Source organism: Vibrio sp. bablab_jr001, from assembly GCF_016464285.1.
Lineage (GTDB): Bacteria > Pseudomonadota > Gammaproteobacteria > Enterobacterales > Vibrionaceae > Vibrio > Vibrio fluvialis.
In genome coordinates this window covers 117,715-138,908 of record NZ_JACDWZ010000113.1, presented here as the reverse complement: position 1 = coordinate 138,908, position 21,194 = coordinate 117,715, and the positions used below count along the sequence as shown (strand labels likewise).

14 protein-coding genes are annotated in these 21,194 nt (G+C 50.7%); 13 read left to right on the top strand and 1 reads right to left on the bottom strand.

What is annotated here, in order from left to right; all coding sequences use genetic code 11:
- Positions 1–206 precede the first annotated feature (206 nt).
- Positions 207–1,499: a glutamate-1-semialdehyde 2,1-aminomutase gene (hemL, locus tag JIG40_RS22255; RefSeq protein WP_020332029.1), complete on the top strand. Its 1,293-nt coding sequence runs from the start codon at positions 207–209 to the stop codon at positions 1,497–1,499.
- A gap of 68 nt (positions 1,500–1,567) precedes the next feature.
- On the opposite strand, the gene JIG40_RS22250 is transcribed toward hemL, so the two are convergent.
- Positions 1,568–1,726 carry a hypothetical protein gene (locus JIG40_RS22250; protein ID WP_199466132.1) on the bottom strand — a complete coding sequence of 53 codons (159 nt, stop codon included), beginning with the start codon at positions 1,724–1,726 and terminating at the stop codon, positions 1,568–1,570.
- Between the two features lie 36 nt (positions 1,727–1,762).
- Between JIG40_RS22250 and JIG40_RS22245 the strand changes: the two genes are divergently transcribed.
- The 12 genes from JIG40_RS22245 (at position 1,763) to JIG40_RS22190 (ending at position 21,149) form a co-directional block, all read left to right on the top strand.
- Positions 1,763–2,848, top strand: a complete 1,086-nt coding sequence (locus JIG40_RS22245; RefSeq protein ID WP_199466108.1) for an AI-2E family transporter — start codon at positions 1,763–1,765, stop codon at positions 2,846–2,848.
- A gap of 84 nt (positions 2,849–2,932) precedes the next feature.
- Positions 2,933–3,955, top strand: coding sequence for a 16S rRNA (guanine(1207)-N(2))-methyltransferase RsmC (rsmC, locus tag JIG40_RS22240; protein ID WP_024373683.1), 1,023 nt, complete (start codon positions 2,933–2,935; stop codon positions 3,953–3,955).
- Positions 3,956–4,159: 204 nt separating this feature from the next.
- A complete protein-coding gene (locus JIG40_RS22235; protein ID WP_199466107.1) occupies positions 4,160–7,549 on the top strand; it encodes a response regulator in 3,390 nt (1,129 codons plus the stop codon).
- A 694-nt stretch (positions 7,550–8,243) separates the two neighbouring features.
- A complete protein-coding gene (locus JIG40_RS22230; RefSeq protein ID WP_020332024.1) occupies positions 8,244–9,914 on the top strand; it encodes an ABC transporter substrate-binding protein in 1,671 nt (556 codons plus the stop codon).
- A 165-nt stretch (positions 9,915–10,079) separates the two neighbouring features.
- Complete coding sequence (locus JIG40_RS22225) at positions 10,080–11,066, top strand: ABC transporter permease (protein WP_020332023.1); 987 nt, start codon at positions 10,080–10,082, stop codon at positions 11,064–11,066.
- A gap of 2 nt (positions 11,067–11,068) precedes the next feature.
- Positions 11,069–12,094, top strand: coding sequence for an ABC transporter permease (locus tag JIG40_RS22220; RefSeq protein ID WP_020332022.1), 1,026 nt, complete (start codon positions 11,069–11,071; stop codon positions 12,092–12,094).
- Between the two features lie 2 nt (positions 12,095–12,096).
- Entirely contained in the window at positions 12,097–13,080 is a 984-nt protein-coding gene (locus JIG40_RS22215; RefSeq protein WP_020332021.1) for an ABC transporter ATP-binding protein, read from the top strand.
- Positions 13,081–13,112: 32 nt separating this feature from the next.
- Entirely contained in the window at positions 13,113–14,108 is a 996-nt protein-coding gene (locus tag JIG40_RS22210; RefSeq protein WP_020332020.1) for an ABC transporter ATP-binding protein, read from the top strand.
- 46 nt (positions 14,109–14,154) lie between these two features.
- Complete coding sequence (locus JIG40_RS22205; RefSeq protein ID WP_199466106.1) at positions 14,155–15,879, top strand: glycoside hydrolase family 9 protein; 1,725 nt, start codon at positions 14,155–14,157, stop codon at positions 15,877–15,879.
- Positions 15,876–16,751, top strand: coding sequence for an N-acetylglucosamine kinase (locus JIG40_RS22200; protein ID WP_154184028.1), 876 nt, complete (start codon positions 15,876–15,878; stop codon positions 16,749–16,751). The genes JIG40_RS22205 and JIG40_RS22200 overlap by 4 nt, the downstream gene beginning before the upstream one ends.
- A gap of 9 nt (positions 16,752–16,760) precedes the next feature.
- On the top strand, positions 16,761–18,677 hold the full coding sequence (locus JIG40_RS22195; protein ID WP_199466105.1) for a family 20 glycosylhydrolase: 1,917 nt from the start codon (positions 16,761–16,763) through the stop codon (positions 18,675–18,677).
- Between the two features lie 69 nt (positions 18,678–18,746).
- Positions 18,747–21,149 carry a N,N'-diacetylchitobiose phosphorylase gene (locus tag JIG40_RS22190; protein WP_199466104.1) on the top strand — a complete coding sequence of 801 codons (2,403 nt, stop codon included), beginning with the start codon at positions 18,747–18,749 and terminating at the stop codon, positions 21,147–21,149.
- Positions 21,150–21,194: the final 45 nt, after the last annotated feature.

Below are 21,194 nucleotides of genomic sequence, written 5' to 3'. Positions count from 1 at the left end.
TTATCCGTTCAAGTATTAGCCGGAATTTCAGCATCTCCGAGTGTAAAGTATTAGCCAAGCGAATGATTTAACGCCCTTTGTATACCAGACTCGCTCATTGACTCTGTGAATGGGCGCAGAAAATTGGGGAAAATATTTCGTCTCGCGTCGCATAAGCGTACAATGCAGCCCACATTGGTCCGAGCAATCATCAAGAGGAACTATCCATGACCAAATCAGAAGATCTTTATCAAAAGGCACAAACCAGAATTCCAGGCGGCGTAAACTCTCCAGTGCGCGCATTCAATGGCGTAGGCGGTTCTCCACTGTTTGTTGACCGTGCAGACGGCGCCCTGATTTTTGATGCTGACGGTAAAGCTTACATTGATTATGTGGGTTCATGGGGTCCGATGATTCTCGGTCACAACCACGCTGTGATTCGTGAAGCGGTTATTAACGCAGCCCATCGTGGCCTGAGCTTTGGTGCACCGACCGAAATGGAAATTGCGATGGCAGAACTGGTGTCGGAACTGGTGCCATCAATGGAACAATTGCGTATGGTGAACTCAGGTACTGAAGCAACCATGAGTGCGATTCGTCTGGCTCGTGGTTACACAGGCCGTGACAAAATCATCAAATTCGAAGGCTGTTACCATGGCCATGCCGATAGCCTGTTAGTAAAGGCTGGCTCAGGCGCTCTGACTCTGGGCCAACCAAGTTCTCCGGGCGTACCAGCAGACTTTGCTAAATACACGCTGACGGCGCGCTTTAACGATCTCGATTCAGTTCGTGCGCTATTTGCAGCCAACAAAGGCGAAATCGCGTGTATCATCGTCGAACCTGTTGCGGGTAACATGAACTGTATTCCACCCGTTGAAGGCTTCCACGAAGGACTGCGTGAAATCTGTGATCAAGAAGGCGCGCTGCTGATTTTTGATGAAGTGATGACAGGTTTCCGCGTTGCGTTGGGCGGCGCTCAAGCGCATTACAACATCAAACCAGATTTGACCACATTGGGCAAAGTGATTGGCGGCGGTATGCCAGTCGGCGCATTCGGTGGCCGTAAAGACGTGATGCAATACATTGCGCCAACCGGTCCGGTTTATCAAGCGGGTACCTTATCTGGTAACCCAATTGCAATGGCAGCGGGTTATGCGTGTCTGTCTCTGCTAAAAGAAGAAGGCAACGAAAAACGCCTGGCAGCGAAAACTAAACAACTGGCCGACGGCTTCAAAGAGCTGGCGGACAAACACGGAATTCCATTGCTGGTTCACCAAGTCGGTGGCATGTTCGGCTTCTTCTTCACCGATCAAGCCAGCGTTACCTGCTACGAAGATGTGGCTAAGTGCGATGTAGAACGCTTCAAGAAGTTCTTCCACCTGATGCTGCAACACGGCGTTTATCTGGCACCTTCTGCTTTTGAAGCAAGCTTTACTTCCCTGGCACACGGCTCTAAAGAAATTGATGCGACACTCGAAGCCGCGGACCGCAGCTTCGCTATTCTCGCTCAGGAAGCGTAAACACTCGCGAAAAGACTAAAGGCTGCACACGCAGCCTTTTTTATATCTCAAACGTAGTATCTGGTCGTTTACTGCCAATTGATGACAACCAACACAACCAGCACGCCAATGACAATACCAAGCCAAGGCAGACGGCGACATTTCGCCAGCTTGCTTTCACAACCTTTATCGTTATCGCAACATCCCATTTCCTGCTCCTCATTGCTAACTGCCTGAAATGCAGCCATTATAAACCCAATTGATTATCACATGGGACCGCTACCGTGCCTGAAAAACTGAAAATATCCTCCAGTCACTGGGTTTTGATCGTTGCTTTATTGGCAGCGGCGTTCACCTGTTACCTACTGGTCAAGCCTTACGTGAACTCAATTGTGATGGCGTTCATCATCTCACTTCTGATGTTCCCTATCCATGAGAAACTGGAATCCAAGCTGCCTTCACACAAAAACTTGGTTTCGCTGCTGTCGTGCATCATTCTGACCTTCATTATCGTCATTCCACTACTGTTTGTCTTCGGAGCGATTGTTCAGCAAGGGTCAAAATTTTCACAAAACGTCTATCAATGGGTAACGCACGGCGGTATTCAAACGGTATTTAACCATCCTTGGGTGGTCAAAGGGTTGTCGCTGGCCAACCATTACTTACCGTTTGATGAAATAACGCCGCAACAAATCGCACAAAGAATCGGACAATTTGCGACTTCATTTGGCACTAATCTGGTTGGTATCAGCGCAAAAATTCTCGGTGACGCCACCAACTTCCTGATGGATTTTCTGTTGATGCTGTTTGTGCTGTTCTTCCTGCTGCGCGATCACGACAAAATCATCTCTGCTATTCGCCATATTCTGCCGCTGTCACGCAGCCAGGAAGACAAACTGCTGTCTGAGATCGAACAAGTGTCGAAATCGGCAGTGATGGGGTCATTTTTAACCGCCATCGCTCAGGGTGCAGCGGGTGGTTTTGGGATGTGGATGGCCGGGTTTCCGGGTCTGTTTTGGGGCACCATGATGGGCTTTGCCTCTTTCATTCCGGTGGTCGGTACGGCATTAATCTGGATTCCAGCTACGATTTATCTGTTTGTTATCGGCGATACCACCTGGGCGATTTTCCTCGCCGTGTGGAGTATTGCCGTGGTCGGATCCATCGACAACCTGCTGCGTCCGTTCCTGATGCAGGGTAGTGCCGGTATGAATACGCTGATGATTTTCTTCTCTTTGCTCGGAGGGATTCAGTTGTTTGGCTTGATTGGCTTGATTTATGGCCCACTGATCTTTGCCATTACCATCGTGCTGTTTAACATTTACGAAGAAGAGTTTCAGGGCTTTTTGAACAACCAAGACAACAGCTGATCCTCAACGTAAAGCAGATAAAGCACTTCAAGCACCGGGCTGATTATGCGAAAATCAGCCCCCCTATTTTGTGTCGAGTCTGTTATGTCCAATTACATCGCTCCAAGTCAGATCGCGCAGCGCCAGCTGGCCTACTTTGAAGGTAAACACGTACTGATTGCCGGAGAAGCCGAAGACCTGTTTCCATTAGAACTGGCCAATCATTGCACGTCTGTGTCCGTATTTACCACCAACTATGGTTACTATCGCCAGTTGCAAGGCAAGTCGGCACTAAACTGTTACTTTGGAGCCGAACTGGTCGACGAGATCGACGCCGACATGGTGCTGCTGTATTGGCCAAAAGCCAAGTTGGAAGCAGAATACTTGCTGGCGATGCTGATGGCAAAGCTGGGCGAAAATACAGAGATCGTCGTGGTCGGTGAAAATCGTTCCGGAGTGAAAAGCATTGAGAAAATGTTCGCACCGTACGGATTGATTCAAAAGTATGACTCTGCACGTCGTTGCTCATTTTACTGGGGCCAATGCACGCAAAGCGTAAAACCATTCAACCTCAACGATTGGTTTAAGTCCTACCCAGTTCAGTACCAGCAATACAACCTCACTATTCGCAGCCTACCCGGCGTATTTAGTCATGGTGAGTTTGACATTGGCAGTCGTTTGCTACTCGACACACTGCCAGCCCTACGCGGGAAAGTGCTGGATTTCGGCTGTGGCGCCGGAGTACTGGGGTGCGTCATGGCCACTCTCAATCCGGAAATTGAGCTGGAGATGTGTGACATCAGCGCGCTGGCTATTCGTTCAAGCCAGGAAACACTCGCTGCCAACGGCCTCAGCGGCCGCGTCTTTGCGTCAGACGTTTATTCAGATACCGCCTCTGATTATCAGTTTATCGTCACTAACCCACCATTCCACGCAGGTCTGGACACCAGTTATAACGCCACAGAGACCTTGCTGGCCAAAGCTCCGGCGTATCTCAAACCTCGTGGACAACTGATGGTTGTCGCCAACAGTTTTCTCAAATATCCGCCGATCATCGAACAAGCGTTTGGTAATTGCGAGACGTTAAATAAGACCAATAAATTCACGATTTATCACGCACAGAAATAATTACCACGACGCGAAATTGCCGTTTTTAGCGGTAATTTCGCCACTATCCGACCGAAAATTGCGTCCATGCCCACGCTTTGAACCCAACTTACTTGTCAAAGTAAAAAAACTCGTTAATTTCGTTATTTCAGGTACTTCTTGTCATTCACTTAACTCATTCGTGCTTTCTGCACGGGTCAGTGCCACCAAAGTAACGCCTTTTCTATGTTTAGGTACAATCGGAAGCAAAAGTTTAAGCGCCTGCAGAATACTCTTATGCTGGCGTTCCTGGTTCTCAGCATCACCCCTCTGACGGTGACGGCAATCTTTTTCCTTCAATCTCACAGTAAAGACTTGCAGGAACAAAGCACATCGCACCTTCTGTCAGTGCGGGATACCAAACAGCAGCAAGTAATCGACTACCTCACGGCTAAAGAGTCTGAAGTGATGGGCTTTGTCCGCTCAGAACTTGCTTATGCCAGTGGCGGTCGCTTCTATGGATTGGTCAACGCATTTCAGCGCTTGGGAGTCGATATCGATCAGGCGCGTGAGCATGCGCAGCAACGTTATGTGCCGGGTTCCGGCGACCAAATCAAAACCTCCGTGTTACCAGAGTCGAGCAGTTACGTCGGCAGCGAACGCTATCGCTTGTTGCATAAACGCTACCACTGGGCGTATATGGAACTGCTTAAGCGTTCCGATTTTGACGATATTCTGTTGGTCGATATCAACGGAAACGTGGTGTATTCCATTTTTAAAAATGCCAACTACGGCACCAACCTGCTGACGGGCAAATTTAAAGACAGTAATCTGGGTCAAACCTTCCGCCAACTAGAACAGCAGGTCAGCGAACACCGTAAAACCAATGAAGATTACACCCCTGTCGTACTGTCTGATTTTGTTGATGAAAATGGCCGTCAATATGCGTGGATGGGTGCACCAATCATTCAGCAAGGCTACTTGCACAGTTATGCGATGTTCCGCCTGCCCAATAATGGCATTACCAAGCTGATTGCAGATACCAACAGCACCTCTTCAATGCGCACTCTGTTGGTCGGCCAGGATCATCGCTCGCGTACCCTCGCTTACGAGCAACCTGAGATCGATAAGAGTACTCAAGTGATTGATTGGGCGCTGAACGGCAGTCGTTCTGTTGGCACTTATACTAATCAGGCTGGGGAAAAAACCATCGCCGCCTACGCCCCTATCAACCTCAAAGATTTGCATTGGGCACTGGTGGTTGAACTACCAGAAAAAGAGGCCTTTGCGCGCGTCCGTCAGTTGGAGAAGCTGTTCATCTTTGCCATGCTGACCGCAATTATTTTGGTGGTGATCGCCTCACATTATCTGTCTAACTTCATTACATCTCCGCTCCTTAAACTGACCTGGGCAGCGGAGCGTGTCTCCGCTGGCGACTTGGATGAAACCATGATCAACACCGATCGGCGTGATGAAATTGGTCGGTTGGCGGTGAGTTTTGAACGTATGCAACGCTCTATTCGCGAGAAGATGCAACTGATTAAAGCGCAGAATAAAGAGTTGGAAAGCAATATTCAGGTCATTCGTAAACAGAACGATGAATTGCAGTTGGCCAACAAACTGAAAGATGAGTTTCTCGCCACAACTTCGCATGAACTCAGAACGCCTTTACATGGCATGATCGGTATTGCCGAGGCGCTGATTTCCGGCGCCAATGGTCCTATTAATGCGGCACACAAGTATCAGCTCGACATTATCATCAGTAGCGGTCAACGACTGGCCACCTTGGTGGATGACTTGCTCGACTACCACAAAATGCGCTACGGCAATCTCGACATCAACAGGACTGCGGTTAATCTGTCCAATGCCACGCGTTTGGTGCTGGAACTGTCTAATCATCTGTTGGGCAAAAAGCCAATCCGCATTATTAACCAAGTCGCCGAAAATCCGGCGTGGGTATCTGCCGATGCCCAGCGTTTGGAACAGGTGTTGTATAACCTGATCGGCAACGCCATCAAATACACCTCGGAAGGTAAGATTGTCATCTCAGCCAATCAAGTCGATAACCATATTCGCGTTCAGGTCGTGGATACCGGCCAAGGCATTCCGGCCGAACAGCTGGAACACATTTTTGAACCTCTGATTCAAGCCGGACATGACACCAGCCGCTATCGTCAGGGCGCAGGACTGGGGCTCTCCATCAGCCGTCAGTTAATTGAGTTGATGCATGGCTCGCTGTATGTCAGCAGCCAACCTATGGTTGGCACTACCTTTAGTTTCACCCTGCCAATCGCGTCAGAACAAGAGATTGCTGCCGCACAACTGACGCAGCTACCCCATTTCCAGGCTCCTGAATTTACGGAACTGGATCTGCCAGAGAATCATAGCATTCCGGAAAATCCGAACGGCCCACTGCTGTTAGTCGCGGATGATGAACCAGTTAACTTACGTGTTCTGGACAGCTTCCTGCGTTTAGAAGGCTATCGTGTACGCACCGCACAGGATGGCAATGAAGTGTTGAAAGCTGTGGCCGAAGAGAAACCGGAGCTGCTATTACTCGACATCATGATGCCCGGTATGAGCGGTTATCAGGTTTGTGAAGAGCTGCGTAAAACGTATGATCACGCTCAATTACCAGTAATTATGCTGACCGCTCTGAATCAAACCGACGATCGCGTACGAGGCTTTGAAGCGGGTGCCAACGACTACCTGTCCAAACCTTTCAACAAACAGGAACTGGCTGCACGTATTATCGCGCACCTGACAGCGAGCAAAGCAGAACAACGTCGGATTGAAAACGCCGAGTTGCAGAAAGAATTGAAGCACCGCGCGATGGTTGAGGCCAGTTTGCTGGAAACACAAGGACGTTTGTTGGAACAGCTGGAATCGGCACCGGAAGCCATTGTTTGTATTCGTGAAGATCACAAAATCCGCTTTGCCAATGAAGCCGCTTCGCGCCTGTTTAAACGCAGTCAGGAGCAAATCAAGCGTTCTAACGCAGATGAGTTGATCGCTCCGAAGTATCTGCTGGTCGAACAGGAACATTATTGCGGCAACGTCGATATTTTTGTTGATGATATTCGGCAACACGTCAATGCTGATGTTCTCCGCCTGCCAGAAGGCGCCGGATTACAGGCAATGTATATCTTTAATGTGGGTGGTAGCATTAACGCTGCGCGTATTCATAACCTTGAAACCGCCGTTGAAGCCCTGTCGAGCTATGCCTTTGAAGGCGACAAGGATAAGCTGCAGCAACTCAAAGAACTGGGGGGAGAATTTACCCGCCTAGCGGACAAAGCCTCAGGAGACAGTCAATCTAAGCAGGACTTGATGCGCGCCGTCTTGGTGGATGCGATGACGTCAGCCCTCAACTACTGGGAGAAAGTCTCCGGGCAAAGCAAATTCACGTTCGCAGAACAAAGTGGGTTATGGCGCGTCTATCTGGACCGAAGCACGCTTCAGACCCGCACACTCGACAAGTATCTGCGTATCGAAACACTGCCTAAAACACCGCGGTGGCGCACGGTACTCAATTCGCTGGATTACATTCTCGACCACTGCCAGGAGCAGGGGCCTGAACGTACCTACATTGAAGTACAACGCGACAAACTGCAAAAGCTGCTCACCTCTGAATAAGAGACTATCCAGCAAAAGCCCGCCTTCTGGTGGGCTTTTTACTACCTAAAATCTGACGACAGATCTCTCATGACGGTTGCGGTCTACTGAAATATTTCCTCTCCAATACTAACGGTGGACGCGCTTCATTTTTACGTCGAAATAAACCTTATCCAATAACGTAAACTGAACACAAAACACGTCAATCAAGCCACCAAATGGGTCGTTCTATTCCCTTTCCTGAAGCGGATAACACAACTTTGCGAAACGAATCACAACAATTCGCCAGATTTAATTTCTGAGGAAAAATTTCATCAAAAACCTCACAGTGAGCAAGATCTCACTAACTAAATAAACCCAAAAAATCCATACACAAAGAAAAGCATAACGATAGTAAACACTCACACACATTAGGTAATCGAACAATTTATGTGACCGACGCCACTGCTTACTTTTCAGTCACACAGAAAGTTTTTTAGTCAATTTTGACGTTTGTGACGGCAGGCTTGGATGTTTTGACGTTTTTAACGGGAAATGAAATTGATAAATTCCTCCACAAGGTGTTTCCTTACCTCTGTCAAAGGCCTACAGGCCACTCATGTTATCGGGTACCTCCGACCTGGTAACACCCAATGAGGTAGGTCCTTGTGAGTGTTGATCAAACGATAGCACTCGACTCCATTTGTGAAATAAAAGCAAATAGTAAGGAACAGCTATGCTTGCCAATATTAAGAAAACCGCACTTGCAGCCGCAGTTATTGCTGCAGCAACCAGCGTTTCAGCTCCGGCATTTGCCCGTAGTGAGCTAACCATCGTGCCAGATTTCTACCCTACAATGGTACGTAACTTTAACCCGTACTTAGCCACAAACCTACGTACCACCACTGACTTCATCTACGAGCCGCTGGTTGTTTTTAACGAAATGCATGGAAACACTCCGGTAATGCGTCTGGCAGAAAGCTACAAAATGTCTGACGATCTGATGAGTGTGACATTCGACATTCGTAAAGGCGTGAAATGGTCTGATGGTCAGGCATTTACTGCAAACGATGTGCTTTACTCGTTCAATCTCCTGAAGAACAAACCAGAGCTTGATCAACGTGGTATCAACAAATGGGTAACCAGTGTTGAGAAAATCGATGACTACAAAGTTCGTTTCCGCCTGACAGAAGCCAACTCTAACGTCCCTTATGAAATTTCTCAGGTGCCAATCGTTGCTGAACATGTTTGGAAAGAAGTGAAAGATCCAACCACATTCACTAACGAAAACCCAGTAGGTACGGGTCCATTTACAGAAATCGACACCTTTACTCCACAACTTTACATTCAGTGCCGCAACCCGAATTACTGGGATGCTGCAAACCTGGAAGTCGACTGTCTGCGTGTTCCTCAAATCGCCAACAACGACCAACTACTGGGTAAAATTGTCAACTCTGAGCTCGACTGGACATCATCATTCGTTCCGGATATCGACCGCACTTACGCAGCAGCGAACCCGAATCACCACTACTGGTACCCAGCGGCGGGCACACAGGCATTCGTAGTTAACTTCAAAAACCCAGATCCAGCGAAGAAAGAAGCACTGGATAACGTAGATTTCCGCCGTGCGTTCTCAATGGCACTTGACCGCCAGACTATCATCGATATCGCCTTCTATGGCGGCGGTACCGTGAACGACTTTGCATCTGGTTTGGGTTACGCGTTCAAGTCTTGGTCTGATGAAACGGTTCACAACAAGTACAAAGGCTTCAACACCTACGACGTCGATGGATCTAAAGCACTGCTGGCTAAAGCAGGCTTCAAAGACATTAACGGTGACGGTTTCGTTGAAACACCATCAGGCAAGTCTTTTGAACTACTGATTCAATCGCCAAACGGTTGGACTGATTTCAACAACACCGTACAACTGGCAGTAGAACAGCTACAAGAAGTGGGCATCAAAGCGAAAGCGCGTACGCCAGAATTTGCAGTCTACAACCAAGCGATGCTGGAAGGGACCTACGACGTAGCGTACACCAACTACTTCCACGGTGCAGACCCATACACTTACTGGAACAGTGCTTACAACTCAGCACTACAGAAAGGCGACGGTATGCCTCGCTTCGCAATGCACTTCTTCAAAAACAACAAACTGGATGGCCTGCTGGACAGCTTCTACAAAACAGCAGACAAGAACGAGCAGATGGAAATCGCACACGGTATTCAGAAGATCATTGCTGAAAACCAAGTTACGGTTCCTGTGATGTCTGGCGCTTGGATGTATCAGTACAACACGACTCGCTTCACTGGTTGGTGGAACGAAGAAAATCCTAAAGGCCGTCCAAGTGTTTGGGCTGGTATCCCTGAGCGTCTGCTACACGTACTGGATCTGAAACCAGTTAAGTAAACGTTCTATCTTTGCGGCGCACCCATTGTGCGCCGCTGATTAAAATCCCCTTGCTTAGTAGTCAATATGGCGCTCGTCGTCAGGGGATTTCTCGCTCTCAATTTTCGCTAGGAGCGACCTGAACCGGAGTTCAGGAACAGACTGGGTGAGTAAGGTGTGTGAGTTATGGGTTATTTTTTAAGACGTTTGTCGTTCTACTTTGCCGCGTTGCTGGTTGCCGCAACGCTCAACTTTGTTATTCCGCGGGCAATGCCTGGTGACCCGGTTACCATGATGTTTGCCAACGCCACAACGCAAGTAACACCAGAACGTATCGAAGCGATGCAAAAGCTGCTCGGTTTCGTTGATGGTCCTTGGTATGTGCAATACGCGACTTATATGAAAAGTATCTTCAGCTGGGAGCTGGGGACTTCTATCAAATTTTATCCACTGAGTGTGAATGAACTGCTAGGCGGGGCGTTTGGTTGGTCGTTGTTCTTAGCGGGTACGGCCGTAGTGATCTCGTTTTCGATTGGCTCAATTCTGGGCATTTTCGCCGCCTGGAAACGGGGGAGCAACTACGACACCTTCATCACCCCAGGCATGCTGGTCATCCAAGCGGTGCCCCAAGTGGTCATTGCCATGCTGGCCATGTTTACCTTTGCGATAGGCCTTGGTTGGTTCCCAACCGGCTACGCCTACACTGCAGGGACAACCCCTGACTGGACCAGTTGGGCATTTATCAAAGATGTCGGCTACCACGCTGTGCTGCCCTTGATCTGTGCATCCATTGTCCAAATCGGCGGTTTTCTGGTCAATATGCGAAACAACATGATCAACCTGCTGGCAGAAGATTACATCACGATGGCGAAAGGCAAAGGACTGAGCGAAAACCGTGTGGTCTTTAACTACGCTGCTCGCAATGCCCTGCTGCCAAGTGTCACCGCACTGTCTATGTCTCTGGGGATGGCTATCGGCGGCCAGCTCATTATTGAAATCATCTTTAACTACCCGGGGCTGGGCACCGTGCTATTCAACGCAATCACCGCTCGTGACTACCAAGTTCTGCAAGGGCAACTTCTGATCATGACGCTGTTTATGCTGTTCTTTAACCTACTGGCGGACATGTTGTACGTCGTGCTCGACCCTCGCCTGCGCAAGGGAGGTAAATAATCATGAAAGCTCTTTGGAAACTACTGCGCGGCAACCGTGTTGCCATGGTGGGTGTCACTATTCTGAGCATCTTCTTGTTCATTGCACTGGCAGCCCCGCTGATTACTAAACATGCCCCAGATAAACGTACGGGCAACCCACATGAATATCCAGCTTTTGTCGTGAAAGCAGCCAAAGCCAATCCTGATGGTTGGGTGGCAGAGAATCTCGCGACCGATCGCCGCACGATGGCGTTGTCGAAAAATGCCGACCACACGCTAGGCACCACCCGTATGGGCCGAGATGTATGGTCACAAGTTGCTTACGGGGCGCGCGTCTCGCTGGCAGTTGGTTTTGGTGCCGGCATTACGGTCTGTTTTCTGGCAACCGTACTTGGGGTATCCGCTGGTTACTTTGGTGGGCGGGTTGATGACTTTCTAACAGCAGCGATGAACATCATGCTGGTCATTCCTCAGTACCCTCTGTTGTTTGTGGTTGCGGCTTTCATCGGAGAAGCAGGCCCATTAACCATCGCCCTGATCATCGGCTGCACATCCTGGGCCTGGGGGGCGCGCGTGGTTCGTGCCCAAACTCTGGCTCTGCGTGAGAAAGAGTTTGTCAAAGCTGCCGAAGTGCTGGGTGAATCCTCTTGGCGCATCATCTTCGTTGAGATTCTGCCGAACCTGATTTCGATTGTCGGCGCAAGTTTCATCGGCTCAGTGATGTACGCCATCATGATGGAGGCAACGATCTCCTTCCTGGGACTCGGCGACCCGAACACCATCAGCTGGGGCATCATGCTTTACAACGTACAGACCTCATCGTCCATGCTCATCGGCGCTTGGTGGGAACTGTTGGCACCATGTATTTCTCTGACATTACTGGTCACAGGTCTGGCACTGCTGAACTTTGCCGTGGATGAAATTGCCAACCCGCAACTGCGCTCTCATAAAGGGATGAAGCGCTGGAAAAAACTGGCGGCACAGGACAAGCAGGCGCGTAAACCAGAGCCTGCACCACAAACAGCCATCTGGAGCGGAGACAAATAATCATGACAGCACCACTTATCTCGATCCGCAACTTATGTGTGGACTACATTACCGACGCCGGCGACGTGCGCGCCTGCAACAACGTCAGCTTTGATATCGCACCAGGTGAAGTGTTTGGCCTGGCAGGCGAATCTGGTTGTGGTAAATCAACCGTCGCCTTTTCGTTGATGCGCCTGCATAAGCCGCCCGCGTTCATCACCGGGGGGGAAGTAATTTTCAACGGTGAAGACATTCTTAAATACAGCGATGACCGTATGCAGTCATTCCGCTGGAGCCAGATGTCAATGGTGTTCCAGAGTGCAATGAACGCACTCAACCCCGTTCTGACCATGGAAGAGCAATTTTGCGACGTGATCATGCGCCACACCACCATGAATCGTCAGCAGGCTAAACGCCGCGCGGAAGGCTTACTGGAAATCGTGGATATTCACCCTAGCCGCCTGAACGACTATCCGCACCAGTTTTCTGGCGGCATGCGCCAGCGTCTGGTGATCGCCATCGCACTGGCACTGAATCCGAAGATGATCATTATGGATGAGCCAACCACGGCGTTGGATGTGGTGGTACAGCGCGAGATCCTGCAAAAGATCTACGCCCTGAAAGAGGAGTTCGGTTTCTCAATTCTGTTCATTACACACGACTTATCTCTGATGGTCGAGTTCTCAGATCGCATCGGCATCATGTACTCTGGTGAACTGATTGAAGTAGCGCCGTCCAAAGAAATTCTGCAAAGCCCGTATCACCCATATACCAAAGGCCTTGGCAGTTCGTTTCCACCTTTAACCGGACCGAAAACTCGCCTGACGGGGATTCCGGGTAACCCGCTCAACTTGCTGGAAATTCCACAGGGCTGTCGCTTTCAGGCGCGATGCGATCGAGTACACGAAGCGTGTACCAAAATCCCGACCAGCTTGCGTCAGATTGAGCCGGGGCGTTTATCCAACTGCCACCTGTATGGTGCGCCAATTGCCCAAGTGAAACTGTAAGTCCGGTAGAGACAGAATTTCTGGAGTTTAATATGAGTAAACCATTCGGCGAACTACTGGTAGAAGGCAAAAATCTGGTTAAGGATTTTCCGATCAACAGTAACGCACTCAAACAACCGATGATGCGTGCGATCAACGACGTGTCATTCAAGATGTATAAAAGCCGCGGTTTGTCCGTGGTGGGAGAATCCGGTTCGGGCAAATCCACCACCGCGAAAATGATCGCCAAAATGTATGCGCCGACTTCGGGTGAGATCGAGTACAAAGGCCGCGATATTCAAACGATCAAATCTCGTAGCGATCTCATGCATTACCGCGAAGGCGTCCAGATGGTATGGCAGGATCCGTTCGGTTCTCTCAACCCGACCCATACCATTTTTCACCACATTGCTCGCCCGTTACTGATCCATAAAAAGGTGAAGCCCGGCAACAAAAAGGAGCTTCAAGAACGCGTCTACGATCTGCTGGAACAGGTTGGTCTGATCCCCCCCAAAGAGACCGCAGCCAAGTATCCGCATCAGCTTTCCGGTGGTCAGCGTCAGCGTGTCAATCTGGCTCGCAACATCGCCGTCGGAGCAGAAGTGGTACTGGCAGATGAGCCTACCTCCATGCTGGATGTTTCCATCCGTGCCGGCGTGCTTAACCTGATGGAAGAGATGAAATTCGAGAAGCAGATGTCGTTGCTGTACATCACGCACGACATCGCGACTGCACGTTATATCGCGGAGGATCTGGCGGTGATGTACGTCGGTCACATGGTTGAATGGGGCGATACCGAAGCAATCATTCACGATCCTCAGCATCCATACACTCAGTTGCTGGTTTCTGCGGTGCCGGATCCGAAGAAGTCGATTCACGAAAAACTGAAAGGCAATAAAGGTGAAATCCCGCTCTGGACACCAGATTCCGTCGGTTGTCCGTTTGCCGGTCGCTGTTTGCACGCTTCCGACAAATGCCGTGAGCAGCTTCCGGGCATCACTCAGTTGTCTGACAACCACTTTGTTCGCTGTTACCTGTACGAAAACTAAGCCTGAGCGCCCGCTCTGCGGGCGCCAATTCACTCGGAGACGTTGAATGCAGTTACTCATCAACCACATCGGCTATGAAGCTTCCGGCCCTAAACACGCGGTTTTGTTAACGCATGTGGCTCATCTGCAAGTGGAAGAAGCCTTATTGGTCTGCGCCCGCACTCACCAGACGGTTGAGCGCATCGCATTTGCATGTGGTGGCCAGGTTGCAAACTGGCATCAGGGGTATTTTCATCGTATTGATTTTTCACATATTCGTCGTGAAGGCGACTTCTATCTGTGTGTCGAAACTGCGCAGTCACAACCATTTACGATTGGCAACGGAGTTCTGATGCAGCGTACATTTTCCGATGTGCTGCACTACTTTAAGTCGCAACGCTGCGGCGGCATTTTCGATCAACAAGACAAGCACGTACCGCTTCTGGGCACCTCAACCACTGCCGATGTGCACGGAGGCTGGTACGACGCTTCTGGTGACGTCAGTAAGTATTTAAGTCACCTTTCTTACGCCAACTATTTGAACCCACAGCAAACACCTATGGTGGTCTGGAACATGTTCAAAAGCTTGGCGCTTTTAGACAATCACTCGGGTTTTGCACCGTTTTCCCGCACTCGCCTCAAGGAAGAAGCGTTGTTTGGTGCTGATTTTCTGCTTCGTATGCAAAATCCCGAGGGATTTTTTTACATGACTGTCTTTGATCAATGGAGCAAAGATACGGCGCAACGGGAGATTTGTGCCTACGCCACCCAGCAAGGTGTGAAGTCCGATGCCTACCAGGCTGGCTTTCGCCAGGGGGGAGGCATGGCGATCGCGGCATTGGCAGCAGCGGCTCGCCAAAGCGTGGGAGGGGATTTTACCCCGCAGCATTATCTGGCGGCAGCCGAGCATGGCTACTGGCATTTGAAAGAGTGCAATGAGCGCTACCTAGATGATGGTGAAGAGAACATCATCGATGAGTACTGCGCGCTGATGGCGACTTGTGAACTGTTTACTACGACTCAGCAGCCTGACTACCTGCATCAGGCCCGAGAGTGGGCTACTCGCCTGCTGGCGCGTCAACGCAGTGATGAACAACAGCACTATTTCTGGTCGGCTAATCGTGACGGTTCTCGTCCCTATTACCATGCCGCAGAAGCGGGCCTGCCCGTGATCGCTCTGTGCCAATATCTGACGATTGAAACCGAACACAGCGCACGCCACAACGCGCTGGAGATTCTACATCGGGCTTGTGAGTTTGAGCTCTGCATTACGCGTGAAGTACACAATCCGTTTGGTTATCCACGTCAGTACGTGAAAGACCTTCACGGCGGCAAACGTAGCGCATTTTTCATTACTCATGACAACGAAAGCGGCTACTGGTGGCAAGGAGAAAATGCGCGCCTCGGTTCACTGGCCGCGATGGCCTTTGCCGTTCAGGATTACCTCACCGACGACGAGCTAAAACACGGCATGCTGACACTGGCACACAATGCACTCAGTTGGATTATCGGCCTCAACCCATATGACATGTGCATGCTCGACGGCCATGGCCGTAACAATCCGGACTACCTGCCTCATTTAGGGTTCTTCAATGCCAAAGGCGGCGTGTGCAACGGCATCACCGCAGGTTTCGAGGATGAACAGGACATTGCCTTCAACCCGCAACCACACGATCAGGATATGTTGCAAAACTGGCGCTGGGGTGAGCAATGGATTCCACACGGAGCCTGGTATCTGCTGGCCATCGTTCATCAATTTGATTTTTTCTCAACCCCACGAGGTGGCGCATGAGTCTCTACTACGCTGGTATTGATGGCGGTGGTACCTCCTGCCGCGCGCGCATTCGCGATGCACAAGGTCATCTGATTGGTGAAGCTAAAACCGGCAGTGCCAACATACTGCTCGGTATTGAAAGCGCGCTGCAATCCGTCATCAGTGCCATTACGCTGGCTGCCCAACAAGGCGGCCTGGATGAAGGTTGCTTTGACCAACTGCACGTGGGTCTGGCACTGGCTGGCGCAGAACAAAAATCCGCTTGGCAAGCATTTATGCAACTGCCTCATCCGTTTGCTTCTCTCACGCTCAATACCGATGCCTATGGTGCTTGTCTTGGCGCACATAACGGAAACGATGGCGCGATCATGATCGCAGGCACTGGTTCATGCGGCATTTTACTGCAAGACGGCCACCAGCATGTGGTAGGCGGACGTGAATTCCCGATCTCCGATCAGGGCAGCGGCGCAGTGATGGGATTACGCCTGATTCAACAAGTGTTGCTGATTGAAGATGGGATCTATGCGGCGACGCCACTCAGTCAGTTTGTCATGCAGCATTTTGAACACGATGTTGATGCCATTGTGGCTTGGTCTAAATCAGCTTTACCCCGTGACTACGGTCAGTTTTCTCCGCAGATTTTCGCATTTGCGAACCAAGGAGATGAACTGGCGATTTCGCTGCTCAAACAGACAGCAGCAGACGTTGAAATGTTTTTGCACGCCCTGCACCGCAAAGGGGCACAGCGAATCTGCCTGATGGGCAGCATCGCAGAACGTATTCTCGCATGGTTATCCCCTCCCGTTCAGCAATGGATCGCCGCACCGCAAGCGGATGCGATGGAGGGCGCATTAATGTTTGCCGGTAAAACCGAGCATAATTTGTATTAAGGGTTGCTCATGAACTATCGAATAGATTTCGCAGTGTTGTCGGAACACAAACAGTTCTGCCGTTTTGGTCTGACACTGCACAACCTCAGTGATCAGGACTTAAAGGACTGGAGTCTGCACTTTACCATTGATCGCTACATTCAGCCCGACAGCATCAGCCATGGCGAGATCAATCAGGTAGGTAGTTTCTGCTCGCTCGTTCCCGCTCAAAGTGTGATTAAAGCTAACGACCATTTCTATTGTGAATTCAGCATCAAAACGGCGCCGTTTCATTACTACACTGACGGCATCAAAGCTGCGTTTGTGCAACTGAACCAGCGTGAACCTGTCATCCGTCACGATGTCATCGTCACGCCAATCGCACTGGCATCGCCGTATCGTGAACGCAGCGAAATCCCTGAGGTCAACGCCGCCCCGCTGAGTCTGTTGCCCAAACCCAATCATGCTGAACTGCTGGATGGTCAATTTATTCTCACTGCCGCCAGCCAGATCTCATTGCAATCGTCTTGTGCTGAAACTGCAGCAACCTGGCTAAAACAAGAACTCACACGTCTCTACCATTGGCAGCCACACCCGATTGGCAGTGCTGATATTGTGCTACGCACCAACCCAACCCTGGATGAAGGTGCCTATCAGGTATCGGTTGATCGCAAAGGCGTTCGTTTAGAAGCCAGCAGCCACGTGGGCTTTGTTCACGCCAGTGCGACGTTACTGCAATTGGTTCGCCCGGATGGCGACAGTCTGCGTGTGCCACACATCGCAATCAAAGACGCACCGCGCTTTAAATATCGCGGCATGATGCTTGATTGCGCGCGTCATTTTCATCCGCTGGAACGCGTTAAACGTCTCATCAACCAACTGGCGCATTACAAGTTCAACACCTTTCATTGGCATCTGACCGACGATGAAGGCTGGCGTATTGAAATCAAAGCCCTGCCTCAATTGACTGACATTGGTGCCTGGCGCGGCGTCGATGAGGTGCTGGAACCACAATACAGCCTGCTGACCGAAAAACACGGCGGCTTTTACACCCAAGATGACATCCGTGAGGTGATCGCTTACGCCGCAGAGCGCGGCATTACCGTCATTCCAGAAATTGATATCCCCGGTCATAGCCGTGCGGCAATCAAAGCGTTACCGGAATGGTTGCTCGATGAAGGCGACCAATCGCAATATCGCAGCATTCAGTACTACAACGACAACGTGTTATCGCCTGCCCTTTCCAGCACCTACCGCTTTCTTGATCTCGTGCTGGAAGAAGTCGCCGCCCTGTTTCCGAGTAACTTCATTCACATCGGCGCCGATGAAGTGCCGGATGGTGTGTGGGTCAACAGCCCGAAATGTCAGGCATTGATGGCAGAACAGGGCTACACCGACGCCAAAGAGTTGCAAGGTCACCTGCTGCGCTACGCCGAGAAGAAACTCAAATCGCTCGGCAAACGCATGGTGGGTTGGGAAGAGGCCCAGCATGGCGATAAAGTCAGCAAAGATACCGTGATTTATTCCTGGCTGTCAGAGCAAGCTGCTCTGAACTGCGCACGTCAGGGCTTTGATGTCATTTTGCAACCGGGCCAGTTTACTTACCTCGATATAGCTCAGGACTACGCGCCGGAAGAACCGGGCGTGGACTGGGCAGGCGTGACGCCGCTGGAACGTGCCTATTGCTACGAGCCGCTCGCCGAAGTGCCGGAACAGGACCCACTGCGCAAACGCATTTTGGGGATTCAGTGCGCGCTGTGGTGTGAACTGGTCAACAACCAAAACCGCATGGACTACATGATTTATCCGCGCTTAACCGCATTGGCGGAGGCCGCCTGGACGCAGAAATCGCAACGCGACTGGCACGATTATCTGGCGCGTCTCAAAGGCCATCTACCTTTGCTTGATCAACAAGGCATCCGTTACCGGGCGCCATGGAAAGCATAACCCAACACGTTTTCTCTAGCATCGACATTGAGTGGCGCCAGTGCGCCACTGTTTAAAAAGGAAATTACCATGAAATACGGCTATTTCGATAACGACAATCGCGAATACGTCATTACTCGTCCCGATGTTCCTGCGCCTTGGACGAACTATCTGGGTACGGAAAAATTCTGCACCGTCATCTCGCACAATGCGGGTGGTTACTCTTTCTATCATTCTCCTGAGTACAACCGTGTGACCAAGTTCCGCCCGAACTTCACGCAAGATCGTCCAGGGCATTACATCTATCTGCGCGATGATGAAACTGGTGATTTCTGGTCAGTCTCTTGGCAGCCCGTTGCCAAAAACCTCGACGACGCGAAGTACGAAGTACGCCACGGTTTGTCATACTCAAAATTCCGTTGTGATTACAACGGTATTGTGGCCACTAAAACATTGTTCGTGCCGAAAGGAGAAGATGCTCAGGTTTGGGATGTCGAAATTGAAAACACCTCGGATAAACCACGCACCATCAGTGCATTCAGCTATGTTGAGTTCTCCTTCAGTCACATCGCCTCAGACAACCAGAACCACCAGATGTCGCTCTACTCTGCGGGCACCGAATACAACAATGGTGTGCTGGAATACGACCTGTACTACAACACCGATGATTTCCTCGGTTTCTACTACCTGACCGCGACGTTTGATGCCGATAGCTACGATGGTCAGCGTGATGCGTTTCTCGGTATGTACCGCGACGAAGCCAACCCGATTGCCGTTGCCAACGGTCGCTGCTCGAACAGCGCGCAAACCTGTTACAACCACTGCGGCGCCCTGCACAAACAGTTTGTGCTGCAACCAGGGGAAAAAGTCCGTTTTGCGGTGATTCTGGGTGTCGGGAAAGGCAACGGCGAAAAACTGCGTGCAAAGTATCAAGACCTCAGCCAAGTCGATATGGCGTTTGCGGGCATCAAACAACACTGGGACGAACGCTGCGCGAAATTCCAGGTCCGTTCACCGAATGAAGGCCTCAACACCATGATCAACGCTTGGACTCTATACCAAGCGGAAACCTGTGTGGTGTGGTCACGCTTTGCCTCGTTCATTGAAGTCGGTGGCCGTACTGGCCTCGGTTATCGCGATACCGCACAAGATGCGATCTCCGTCCCGCACACTAACCCGGCGATGACCCGCAAACGTCTGGTGGATCTGCTACGCGGCCAAGTTAAAGCAGGTTATGGTCTGCACTTGTTTGATCCTGACTGGTTCGATCCAGAAAAAGCCGATGTCAAACCGTCAAAATCACCAACGGTGGTACCGACGCCATCGGATGAAGATAAGATCCACGGCATCAAAGATACCTGCTCTGATGATCACCTGTGGATCGTGCCGACGATTCTTAACTTCGTCAAAGAGACGGGCGATCTGAGCTTTATTGACGAAGTGATCCCTTACGCTGACAGCGGCGATGCGACCGTGTATCAACACATGATGGCAGCATTGGATTTCTCAGCGGAATACGTCGGTCAAACCGGCATTTGTAAAGGACTGCGCGCCGACTGGAACGACTGTCTCAACCTTGGCGGCGGCGAGTCTGCGATGGTGTCGTTCCTGCACTTCTGGGCACTAGAAGCGTTTTTGGAACTGGCACGTCATCGCGACGACGCGGCGGCGATCGACAAGTATCAGGCGATGGCCAACGGCGTGCGCGAGGCATGTGAAACTCATTTGTGGGATGACAATGGCGGCTGGTACATTCGCGGCCTGACCAAAGATGGTGATAAAATCGGCACATTTGAACAGCAAGAAGGCAAAGTTCACCTTGAGTCCAATACGCTGGCCGTTTTGTCTGGTGCAGTCTCACAACAGCGCGGCGAAAAAGCGATGGATGCCGTGTATCAGTACCTGTTCTCCAAATACGGTTTGCACCTCAACGCACCGTCGTTTGCAACGCCCAATGATGACATTGGCTTTGTCACCCGCGTATACCAAGGCGTAAAAGAGAACGGTGCGATTTTCTCGCATCCTAACCCGTGGGCATGGGTCGCCGAAGCCAAACTCGGCCGCGGTGATCGCGCAATGGAATTCTACGATGCGCTCAACCCATATAACCAGAACGACATCATCGAAACCCGCGTGGCCGAGCCGTACTCTTACGTGCAGTTCATTATGGGCCGCGATCATAAAGACCATGGCCGTGCCAACCATCCTTGGTTGACGGGGACTTCCGGCTGGGCTTACTACGCAACCACCAACTTCATTTTGGGGGTACGCACCGGATTTGACACGCTAACAATTGATCCGTGTATTCCAACTTCGTGGCCGGGCTTTGACGTCACCCGCGAATGGCGCGGTGCGACTTATCATATTGAAGTGCAAAATCCATATGGTGTGAGCAAAGGCGTACAGTCCATTCTGGTCAATGGCGAACCCGTGGATGCAGTTCACGCGCAACCAGCGGGCAGCGTAAATCAGGTGACCGTGATTTTAGGTTAATCCGCTTTAGGGTGCCGCGCTGGCGGCGCCCACATAAGGAGATAC